Source organism: Pseudomonas sp. HMSC063H08 (assembly GCF_001813645.1).
Classification (GTDB): Bacteria; Pseudomonadota; Gammaproteobacteria; order Pseudomonadales; family Pseudomonadaceae; genus Pseudomonas; species Pseudomonas aeruginosa.
Map to the genome: position 1 here is coordinate 1 of NZ_KV813549.1, position 245 is coordinate 245.

General features: G+C 64.1%; 1 protein-coding gene. It reads left to right on the plus strand.

Features of this window, described 5'->3' with window-relative positions; genetic code table 11:
• Positions 1-245, plus strand: a 245-nt coding sequence (locus HMPREF2924_RS24880) for a TraU family protein (RefSeq protein ID WP_177344966.1), incomplete at both ends; no start/stop codon positions are given.

A 245-nucleotide genomic window follows, 5' to 3' on the forward strand; every position in this document is an offset into this window, starting at 1 on the left:
CCGCATGGCTGCAAAGTGAAGACGTCGGTCAAGGTCCGCCACTACGTGCCTGACGCAGTCGTCTCCAGCTACGCGAATACCGGGAGCAACCCCTGGACCGAGGTGTCGGCGCTGGGTACACCGAATCCACTCGCCCAGGCCGGCAATGACGCGACCACCAACTACAAGGCCGAGAACAGCATCGGCCGCTTCAAGGAAGCGGATGTGATCGGCCATCCTGGCGGGGCCACGTTCAGCCGGTTCGC